The sequence below is a fragment of the Vibrio sp. HENC-03 genome, from assembly GCF_000305755.2.
Taxonomy (GTDB): domain Bacteria; phylum Pseudomonadota; class Gammaproteobacteria; order Enterobacterales; family Vibrionaceae; genus Vibrio; species Vibrio owensii.
This window is the reverse complement of record NZ_JH976078.1, coordinates 1-1,706: the sequence shown is the minus strand read 5'-3', so window position 1 is coordinate 1,706 and position 1,706 is coordinate 1. Positions and strand designations below refer to the sequence as shown.

Genomic DNA, 1,706 nt, shown 5'->3' with positions numbered 1-1,706 from the left:
TCCTTTTCTAATTTGAAGCCAGTGAAAGTAGGGCAGTTCAGTGCGTTTTTCTTCTAGCCAACTTTCCTCTCTTAATCGGTGTAAAGTTTTGTAGCTGCCCGTCTCACTTCAGTGTTCAAAGCCTTTCATATCATGCCACTTTTCAATATCTTGGAGCGCATAAATAGAAGTAGCGCATGTACTAACAAATTGCTTAAGAGTGATTCGTAACGCGTGGCATTTTTACTATGCGGTGGCTTATGGTGATTAAGGCGCTGTGCGGTAGCTTTTGTATTGCGTTACTCACACCTTAGCAAGGCGTTAACTGGCGCAGAAAATACGCAAGCACAATGATACAGTTTCTAGGTTCAGAGATTTAGCGTTTTCGGTCGGTTTCCTTAGCTGGGCTAATGCGACTAATTTCAGTTTGATACTTAAGTTTACTGATGTGAAAGGCGGCACAAAGCCTTCTAATAATATAAGGCATTCGCGATTAGTTCGGCGCACTTACATCGCCGAAGTATGGTGTTGTGAGACGCATTTCAAACTAAAGATAAACGGTAATCTTTTAGTTAAATACATGTTTGAGTTAGCTTTACTAATCATTAATTAGGAAAACTAGCCTTGGCTAAAGTGGTTGTAAGATCGGCGAAAACTGAAAGGCGCTCAGTTAACAAACTGTTCAAGAGGGATTCGCAACGCGTGGCATTTTCGCTATGCGTTGATTTTAGTGTTTAAGGTGGTGTGCGGTCGCTTCGGTAATGCGCCGCTCACCCCTTAACAGAGCGTTATGTGAATGGCGAAAAATCACAGAATCTAATCTCTAACTTCTTGCTATAACTCATATTTACAGCAGCTCCAATTCGGTAAAATGCTCGAATATATTAGTCGTAGTCTGGTGAGTTATGATCGCAGTAATTTTTGAAGTACAGGTAGCAGAGGGTAAAACTTCTGAATATCTAGATATTGCAAGCGAACTAAAACCGCTGCTATCAGATATTGATGGTTTTATCTCAATCGAACGTTTCCAAAGTCTAACAAATGACAGCAAGGTTCTATCTTTGTCATTTTGGCGTGACGAAGAAGCAATTCAAGAATGGCGCAACCTAGAATCTCATCGATTTGCTCAATTAAAAGGTCGTAGTGGTGTTTTTGAAAGCTACAGACTCAGAGTTGCAGGTGTCATCAGAGACTATGGCATGGACATACGCTCAGAAGCTCCAAAAGATAGTATCGACGCACACGGCTAAAATTCACATAACAAACTGTTCAAGAGGGATTCGCAACGCGTGGCATTTTCACTATGCGTTGGTTTTGGTGTTTAAGGTGGTTTGCGGCGGCTTCTGTATTGCGTTGCTCACCCCTTAACAGGGCGTTAGTACGGGTTTGGCATCAAAGGTCATCAGTTTGGTGTTTATCTGTTTTGGCGCTCGTATTTACACCTTTCAGTTAGTGCCTTTCACGTTCTTTCCGGTGGCACTATGTGCGGAGTGTTCGCTTTGATTTCATCGTTTACGGCTTCTAACTCTTAGCCTATTTCTTTAGCGCCTCTTCATTTTCGTGGTGGCTTTTGAGAGAACCTTGGTTACTTTTGGTGCGGCTGTTGAAGTACGAGGAAAGAATCCTTTTCTAATTTGAAGCAAGTGAAAGTAGGGCAGTTGAGTGCGTTTTTCTTCTAGCCAACTTTCGTCTTTCAATCGGGGAAAAGTTTTGTAGCTGCCCGTCTC

The 1,706-nt window shown here is 42.2% G+C and carries 2 protein-coding genes; one reads left to right on the top strand and one right to left on the bottom strand.

Translation table 11 applies throughout. The features are described 5' to 3' along the window. The first annotated feature begins 884 nt into the window (after positions 1-884). Positions 885-1,229 carry an antibiotic biosynthesis monooxygenase family protein gene (locus tag VCHENC03_RS18390; RefSeq protein WP_009705215.1) on the top strand — a complete coding sequence of 115 codons (345 nt, stop codon included), beginning with the start codon at positions 885-887 and terminating at the stop codon, positions 1,227-1,229. A 291-nt stretch (positions 1,230-1,520) separates the two neighbouring features. On the opposite strand, the gene VCHENC03_RS27980 is transcribed toward VCHENC03_RS18390, so the two are convergent. Further along, positions 1,521-1,706 (bottom strand): hypothetical protein (locus VCHENC03_RS27980; protein ID WP_032802353.1); only part of this gene is annotated, 186 nt, incomplete at its 5' end.